This is a genomic window from Aquabacterium sp. UBA2148 (genome assembly GCF_002328915.1).
Classification (GTDB): domain Bacteria; phylum Pseudomonadota; class Gammaproteobacteria; order Burkholderiales; family Burkholderiaceae_C; genus Aquabacterium; species Aquabacterium parvum.
Window position 1 is genome coordinate 7,037 of sequence record NZ_DCXA01000258.1, and the last position, 7,675, is coordinate 14,711.

Below are 7,675 nucleotides of genomic sequence, written 5' to 3' on the forward strand. Positions count from 1 at the left end.
CTTGGCGCCAGCGCCCAGGCCCGAGTTGCCCAGCTGCAGCTGCAGCTCGGCGCTGGAGCGGTTGAGCGCTTGCTGGTCGGTGTTGGCGCAGATGAACTGCACACCTTGAACGCCCTCGGCGATCATGTGCTCGACGGCGTTGCCGCCGCCACCGCCCACGCCGATCACCTTGATTTGGGTGCCCATGTCGAAGGATTCGATCATTTCGATTGCCATGTCAGACCTCTCTTTGTCTCAAGCAGTTGCCAATTGAATTACTCAGGTGGGTGTCTTCTTTGTTGAAGGTCAGAAGTTCCCCACGAACCAATCGCGCACGCGACCGAACAGGGACTGAACCGACCCTGCCTGTTGCGCCGCCTTCATCCCGCGCATGCGCGCGAGTCTTGCCTCTTCGAGCAAGCCCATGACGGTGGCCGAGCGCGGGCTGGCCACCATGTCGTGCAGTGCGCCGGAGTACAAGGGCGTGCCCTTGCGCACCGGCTTCAAGAAAATGTCTTCGGCGAGTTCGACCATGCCCGGCATCACGGCCGAGCCGCCGGTCAGAACGATCCCCGAGGACAGCAGTTCTTCGTACCCCGACTCGCGGATCACCTGGTGGACCAGCGAGAAGATCTCTTCGACGCGCGGCTCGATCACGCCGGCCAGTGCCTGGCGCGAGAGCATGCGCGGCGCGCGGTCGCCCAGGCCGGGCACCTCGACGTGTTCGTTCGGGTCGGCCAGCAGTTGCTTGGCCACACCGAAGTCCACCTTGATGTCTTCGGCGTCCTTGGTGGGCGTGCGCAGCGCCATGGCGATGTCGCTGGTGATCAGGTCACCGGCGATGGGGATGACCGCCGTGTGACGCACCGAGCCGTCGGTGAAGATGGACACGTCGGTGGTGCCAGCGCCGATGTCGACCATGGCCACACCCAGCGACTTTTCGTCTTCGGTCAGCACAGCGGCCGACGAGGCGCTGGGGTTGAGCACCAGCTGCTCGGCTTCGAGGCCACAGCGGCGCACGCACTTGACGATGTTCTCGGCGGCGCTTTGCGCACCCGTCACGATGTGGACCTTGACTTCGAGGCGCCCACCGCTCATGCCGATGGGCTCTTTGACCTCGTGGCCGTCGATGATGAATTCTTGCGGCTCGACCAGCAGCAGGCGCTGGTCGTTGGGGATGTTGATGGCTTTGGCCGTTTCCACCACGCGCTGCACATCCAGCGGCGCGACTTCCTTGTCACGCACGATGACCATGCCGGTGGAGTTCTGGCCGCGGATGTGGCTGCCGGTGATGCCGGTCCAGACGCGGTTGATCTTGCAGTCGGCCATCAGCTCGGCTTCTTTGAGCGCCTGCTGAATCGACTGCACGGTGGCGTCGATGTTGACGACCACACCGCGCTTCAAACCGTGAGAGGGAGCGACACCGAGGCCGGCGAGCCGGAGGTCGCCACCCGGAAGGACTTCGGCAACGACCGCCATCACTTTGGCGGTACCGATGTCGAGTCCAACTACCAGATCCTTGTATTCCTTGGCCATGGTGTGTGACGAAATTATCGATTGATATTCGGATTCAGGGAACGGGTAACGCCAGCACTTGGCTTGCGCACCACACCTGGTTTCTTCGGGTCTTCCAGCAACGTGGTCGTGCCACGCAGTCGGACGGCATAGGCCTCCGGGTAACGCAGGTCGGCGTAGGCCAGCGGGTCCGGGTAATGGCGTTGCAGTTCAGGCAGGGTGCGCACGAAGCGGCGGGCCCTCTCGGCCACCTCTTCAACGCTGCCCCGGCCCAGCATGATCTGGGCGTCGGTGTCGAGTTCGACGCTCCAGGAGCCACGGTCGGTGAGCTTGAGCCGCTCGATGTCGCCCAGTGGCCCCAGCGCCTTTTGCAGCGTGTGCAGCATCTCCAGCATCGTGGCCGAGAGGCCGGGTGCGGGGTTGGCCGGGGCCAGCAACACGGGCAGGTGGTCGTCCTCGACGTCGCCCGGGTTGGCCTCGAAGACTTCGCCGAAGGTGTTGACCAATTGGTCGTCGCGGTCTTCGTGCTGCCAGTGGGCGGCGGGGCGGTGCTCTTCGAGTTGCACGCGCAGCTCGTTGGGCCACACGCGGCGCACCACGGCCTGGCGAACCCAGGGCACGGCCTCGAAGACCTCGCGGCCTTTCTGCAGGTCGAGCATGAAGTAACCACCCTCCAGGCGCGGCACGATGTGCGCACGCACGGTGGCGATGTTGTTGCGAACCAGATCGCCCTCGAGCTTGACCTCGGTGAGGTTGAAGAAAGGCAGGCGCCCGATGCGCTGCAGGCCGGCCGCCGCCAGCAGGCACAGCCCCACCACCACCAACCAGGCGGTGGCCACGTTCATCCAGCGCACGTCTTGCGACGCTTCGCTGGCTTCTTGCGGCAGGTGGAGGGCGGCGGCGGCTTGCATGGCTTGCTTGCGGTGTCTCGGCCGGGGTCAGGCGTTGCGGTCCAGCGTGGCCGAGGCCAGCAGGTGCACGCAAAGTTGCTCGTAGCTCAGGCCCGCCACCTTGGCAGACATGGGCACCAGGGAGTGGCCGGTCATGCCCGGCGAGGTGTTGATCTCCAGCAGGAAGGGCTGGCGGTCGCTGCGGCGGATCATCACGTCGGCGCGGGCCCAGCCACGGCAGCCCAGGGTCTTGAAGGCGCGCACCACCTCGCGCTGGATCTCGGCTTCTTCGGCCACGTCCAGCTCGCTGGGGCACAGGTACTTGACCTCGTCGGTGAAGTACTTGTTCTGGTAGTCGTAGTTGCCGCCCGGGGCCACGATGCGGATCACCGGCAGGGCCTGGGCCTCGCCTTCGACGATGAGCACCGGGCAGGTGGTCTCTTCGCCTTCGATGAACTGCTCGCACAACACTTCCGGGTCGTGCTGGGCGGCTGCGGCGTAGGCGGCGGCGCACTGGGCGACGTCGGTCACCTTGGTCAGGCCGATGGACGAGCCTTCGCGGGCGGGCTTGACGATCATGGGCGCGCCCAGCACCGCCAGGGCCTGTTCGCACTCGGCGGCGCTGGCGACGATGCGCCAGTCCGGCGTGGGCAGGCCTTCGAAGCGCCAGATGCGCTTGGTCATGACCTTGTCCATGGCGATGCTCGAAGCCATCACGCCCGAGCCGGTGTAGGGGATGCCCAGCAGCTCGAGCGCGCCTTGCACGGTGCCGTCTTCGCCACCACGGCCATGCAGGGCGATGAAGCAGCGGTCCACGCCTTCGGCCTTGAGCTCTTGCAGCGGGCGCTCGGCGGGGTCGAAGGCAAAGGCCTCCACGCCTTGCGACTGCAGGGCCTTGAGCACGCCGGTGCCCGACATGATGGAGACGTCGCGCTCGGCCGACGTGCCACCGAACAGCACGGCCACGCGGCCGAGCGACTTCGGATCAATGGACAAGGGTTTCAACAGGTTCTGGCTCATCTCAGTGGCCTTTCTTGAGTTCAGCGACCTTGGCCGCCACGGTGCCGATGGAGCCGGCGCCCATGCAGATGACGACGTCGCCACCCTTGGCGTTGTCGACGATGGCCTGCGGCAACTCGCTCACTTCGTCCACGAACAGCGGCTCGACCTTGCCAGCCACGCGCACGGCCCGCGTCAGGGCGCGGCCGTCGGCGGCCACGATGGGCGCTTCGCCGGCCGCGTAGACCTCGGTCAGCAACACGGCATCGGCGGTGCCCAGCACCTTGACGAAGTCTTCGAAGCAGTCGCGGGTGCGGGTGTAGCGGTGCGGCTGGAAGGCCAGCACCAGGCGCTGGCCGGGGAAGGCACCGCGCGCCGCGCTGATGACCGCAGCCATCTCGACCGGGTGGTGACCATAGTCGTCGATGACGGTGAAGGTGCCGCCGTCGGCGGTGGCGAACTCTCCGTGGCGCTGAAAGCGCCGGCCCACGCCAGAGAAAGCGGCCAGGGCTTTGGCCATCGGCTCGTCTTCAAGCTCGATCTCGGTGGCCACGGCGATGGCAGCCAGCGCGTTGAGCACGTTGTGACGCCCCGGCAGGTTCAAGGTGATGGGCAAATCGGGCATGACCGTGCCATTGCGGCGCTGCACGGTGAAGCGCATCTGACCGCCCGGCAGGGCCTCGACATCGACCGCGCGCACCTGAGCGTCTTCGCCGAAACCGTAGGTGATGACGGGGCGCGAGATCAGCGGCACGATGCTGCGCACACCCGGGTCGTCGATGCACAGGATCGACGCGCCGTAGAAGGGCATGCGGTGCAGGAAGTCGACGAAGGCCTGTTTGAGCTTGGCGAAGTCGTGCCCGTAGGTGTCCATGTGGTCGGCGTCGATGTTGGTGACGACCGACAGGATGGGCAGCAGGTTCAGGAAAGAGGCATCCGATTCGTCTGCCTCGACCACGATGTACTCGCCCTTGCCCAGCGCCGAGTTGGCGCCGGCACTGTTGAGCTTGCCGCCGATGACGAAGGTCGGGTCCACACCGGCTTCGGCCAGGATGGCCGTGACCAGCGAGGTGGTGGTCGTTTTGCCGTGCGTGCCGGCGATGGCGATGCCCCGGCGCAGGCGCATCAGCTCGGCGAGCATGACGGCGCGCGGCACCACGGGGATGCGCCTGGCGCGAGCGGCGATGACCTCTGGGTTGTCGCCCTTGACGGCGGTCGAGGTGACCACTGCTTCGGCGCCTTCGATGTGCGCGGCCTCGTGTCCCAACTTCACGTCGATGCCCAGCGAGGCCAGGCGGCGCGAGGTGGCGCTGTCGGACTGGTCGGAGCCCGATACGGTGTAGCCGAGGTTGTGCAGGATTTCGGCGATGCCGCTCATGCCGGCGCCCCCGATGCCCACGAAATGGATGTGCTTGACGGCGTGCTTCATGCCGACGCCTTTTGTTTGGAAGGTTGAACGAGCTGCTCGATGGCATCGGCCACCGCGGCAGCGGACTGGTGACGGGCGAGACCGCGCGCGCGCTTGGCCATGGTCAGCAATTGGTCGCGTTGCAGCGATTGCAGCTGGCGCGCCAGCGTGTCGGCGTTGAGCTCGGCCTGTGGCAGGTGGATGGCGGCCTGGTGCTGGGCCATGAACTCGGCGTTGTCGCGCTGGTGGGCGGTGGTCGAGACCACCAGCGGGATCAGCACGCTGGGCACGCCCGCGGCGCAGAGCTCGCTGACCGTGATGGCACCCGCGCGGCAGACGATCAGGTCGCAATCGGCCAGGCGCTGCGCCATGTTGTTGATGAAGGGCAGCAGCTCGACGTCGCGCTGCACATCGAGCCCGGCCTTGGCGTACTCGGCCTTGACGGCTTCGAAGTTGGCCATGCCCGTCTGGTGCGTGATGCGCGGGCGCTGCTCAGGCGCGATGCGGGCCAGGGCCTGGGGCACCGTCTCGTTGAGCACCTTGGCGCCCAGGCTGCCACCGACCACCAACACCTTGAGCGGGCCGCTGCGGCCTTCGAAGCGTTGCGCTGGCTCTGCGATGGTTTCGATCTCGGCGCGCACGGGGTTGCCCGTCACGCGCGAGACCTTGTGCTGGGCGGCCGGGCCGTCGAAGCCGCAGGCCAGCACGTCGGTGATGGGCAGCAGGGCCTTGTTGCTCAGCAGCATGGCCGCGTCGGCGTTGACCATGACCAGCGGCAGCAGGCGGGCAGCGCTCATGACCCCGCCAGGGAAGCACACGTAGCCACCCATGCCGAGCACGGCGTCGGCCTGGCGCCTGGACAGGATCTTGTAGCAATCAACAAAGGCCTTGAGCAGGCGCACGCCGCCGAACAGCGTGTCTTTCAGCGACTTGCCGCGCAGGCCATTGAAGGCGATGGCGTCGAGCTCGATGCCGGTGGGCGGCACCAGGCGGTTTTCCATGCCGCCTTCGGTGCCCAGCCAGCTCACCGTCCAGCCACGGCGCTTCATTTCATCGGCCACAGCCAGGCCGGGCATGATGTGGCCGCCAGTGCCAGCGGCCATGATGACAAGGTGACGAGGGGGCGTGCTCATGCTCGGCCTCCCCTCATGAGTTGCCTGTTTTCCATGTCCACGCGGAGGCAAATCGCCAGCGCGATGCAGTTGAGCAAGATGCCCGAGCCGCCAAAGCTCATCAGCGGCAGCGTCAGGCCCTTGGTGGGCAACACGCCCAGGTTCACGCCCATGTTGATGAAGCCTTGCGCGCCCAGCCACACGGCGACGCCCTGGGCCACGAGGCCGGCGAAGACGCGGTCGAGCGCGATGGCCTGACGGCCGATGTTGAACAGGCGCACCACGACCCAAAAGAAGGCCAGCACCACGGCGGCCACGCCGATGAAACCGAGCTCTTCGCCGATGACCGCCAGGAGGAAGTCGGTGTGGGCCTCGGGCAGGTAGTGCAGCTTCTCGACGCTGGAGCCCAGGCCTTCGCCGAAGATCTCGCCACGGCCGAAGGCGATCAGGGAGTGCGTGAGCTGGTAGGCCTTGCCCAGGGCGTTCTTCTCGTCCCATGGGTCGAGGTAGGCGAAGATGCGCTCGCGCCGCCAGGGGCTGAGCGAGATCATCAGCATGAAGGCGCCCAGCAGCACCGCCGTGATCAGCGTGAACATCTTGCCGTTGACACCACCCAGGAACAGGATGGCCATGGCGATGGAAGCGATCACCATGAAGGCGCCCATGTCGGGCTCGGCCAGCAGCAGCAGGCCGACAACGCCCACGGCCACAGCCATCGGCGTGACGGCGCGGAAGAAGTGCTCCTTGACGTCCATCTTGCGCACCATGTAGTCGGAGGCGTAGAGCACGATGGCCAGCTTGGCCAGCTCGGAGGGCTGGAAGTTCATGAAGCCCAGCGGCAGCCAGCGGCGCGCGCCATAGACCACCTTGCCCACGTGCGGGATCAGCACCAGGATCAGCAGGATCAGTGAAAGCACGAACAACCAGGGCGCCAGCTTCTCCCAGGTGCTCATCGGGATCTGCGTGACCACAGCCGACACCGAGATCGCCATCAGGATGGAGATGATGTGGCGCTGGAAGAAGTGCGTGGGCGCGTAATTGGCAAAGCGTGGGCTGTCGGGCAAGGCGATGGTGGCCGAATAGACCATGATCAAGCCGGTCAGCAGCAGCGACACGACCACCCACAACAGCGGCTGGTCGAAGCCCATCACGCGCGAGGGCTGGGCGGAGCTGATGTTGACGAAGTCGCGCACCGGCAGCGGGCCGCCTTCGTGGCCTTCGCCGCGCTGCAGTTTGAGCAAGGCCTTGAGTCGGTCCATCATCGATGGCGACTGGGTGCGATCGGCGGCAACGCTCATGCGACCTCCCCCAGATCGTTGGCCAGGGCCTGCAGGGTCTGAACAAAGACCTCGGCGCGGTGGGCGTAGTTGCGGAACATGTCCAGGCTGGCGCAGGCCGGGCTCAGCAGCACGGCATCGCCTTCGCGGCCCTGCTCCCAGGCCCAGCGGGTGGCGTCTTGCAGCGTGTCAAAGCGCTGGATGAGGATGTCGTCGCCTGAAGGCGTCTGGATGCCCTGCAGCACGGCACCGATGGCCTCGGCATCGCGGCCGATCAGGGCCACGGCGCGCGTGAAGCGGCCCACTGGCTCGCGCAGCGGCGCGAAGTCCTGGCCCTTGCCGTCGCCACCCAGGATCAGGCAGAGCTTGCCGGGCGACAGGTCGGCGCCCAGGCCCAGCAACGCGGCCACGGTGGCGCCCACGTTGGTGCCCTTGCTGTCGTCGATGGCGTCCACGCCCCGCAGCGTGAGCACATGCTCAACACGGTGCGGCTCG

The 7,675-nt window shown here is 66.6% G+C and carries 7 protein-coding genes and 1 pseudogene; all 8 read right to left on the bottom strand.

Going from position 1 to position 7,675, the window contains the following annotated elements:
• Nucleotides 1–216 (bottom strand): annotated as a pseudogene (locus tag B2W70_RS14395) (cell division protein FtsZ); the annotation flags it as partial.
• Nucleotides 217–285: 69 nt separating this feature from the next.
• Nucleotides 286–1,515: a cell division protein FtsA gene (ftsA, locus tag B2W70_RS14400; RefSeq protein WP_058087053.1), complete on the bottom strand. Its 1,230-nt coding sequence runs from the start codon at nucleotides 1,513–1,515 to the stop codon at nucleotides 286–288.
• 14 nt (nucleotides 1,516–1,529) lie between these two features.
• Complete coding sequence (locus B2W70_RS14405; RefSeq protein WP_286746704.1) at nucleotides 1,530–2,405, bottom strand: cell division protein FtsQ/DivIB; 876 nt, start codon at nucleotides 2,403–2,405, stop codon at nucleotides 1,530–1,532.
• Between the two features lie 27 nt (nucleotides 2,406–2,432).
• Complete coding sequence (locus B2W70_RS14410; protein ID WP_286746706.1) at nucleotides 2,433–3,404, bottom strand: D-alanine--D-alanine ligase; 972 nt, start codon at nucleotides 3,402–3,404, stop codon at nucleotides 2,433–2,435.
• A 1-nt stretch (nucleotide 3,405) separates the two neighbouring features.
• On the bottom strand, nucleotides 3,406–4,812 hold the full coding sequence (murC, locus tag B2W70_RS14415) for a UDP-N-acetylmuramate--L-alanine ligase (protein WP_286746708.1): 1,407 nt from the start codon (nucleotides 4,810–4,812) through the stop codon (nucleotides 3,406–3,408).
• Nucleotides 4,809–5,924 (bottom strand): undecaprenyldiphospho-muramoylpentapeptide beta-N-acetylglucosaminyltransferase, encoded by a 1,116-nt coding sequence (gene murG / locus B2W70_RS14420; protein WP_286746710.1) that lies wholly within the window; start codon nucleotides 5,922–5,924, stop codon nucleotides 4,809–4,811. The genes murC and murG overlap by 4 nt, the downstream gene beginning before the upstream one ends.
• Nucleotides 5,921–7,165, bottom strand: a complete 1,245-nt coding sequence (ftsW, locus tag B2W70_RS14425; protein ID WP_407638736.1) for a putative lipid II flippase FtsW — start codon at nucleotides 7,163–7,165, stop codon at nucleotides 5,921–5,923. Before ftsW ends, murG begins: the two co-directional genes overlap by 4 nt.
• A 32-nt stretch (nucleotides 7,166–7,197) precedes the next feature.
• The coding region (locus B2W70_RS14430; protein WP_349677460.1) for a glutamate ligase domain-containing protein at nucleotides 7,198–7,675 on the bottom strand (478 nt) is incomplete at its 5' end.

What these genes read in the sequence shown, in the direction of transcription:
- murG (WP_286746710.1), bottom strand. Translation starts at nt 5,924, where the DNA reads ATGAGCACGCCCCCTCGTCACCTTGTCATCATGGCCGCTGGCACTGGC.
- B2W70_RS14405 (WP_286746704.1), bottom strand. Translation starts at nt 2,405, where the DNA reads ATGCAAGCCGCCGCCGCCCTCCACCTGCCGCAAGAAGCCAGCGAAGCG.
- B2W70_RS14410 (WP_286746706.1), bottom strand. Translation starts at nt 3,404, where the DNA reads ATGAGCCAGAACCTGTTGAAACCCTTGTCCATTGATCCGAAGTCGCTC.
- murC (WP_286746708.1), bottom strand. Translation starts at nt 4,812, where the DNA reads ATGAAGCACGCCGTCAAGCACATCCATTTCGTGGGCATCGGGGGCGCC.
- ftsW (WP_407638736.1), bottom strand. Translation starts at nt 7,165, where the DNA reads ATGATGGACCGACTCAAGGCCTTGCTCAAACTGCAGCGCGGCGAAGGC.
- ftsA (WP_058087053.1), bottom strand. Translation starts at nt 1,515, where the DNA reads ATGGCCAAGGAATACAAGGATCTGGTAGTTGGACTCGACATCGGTACC.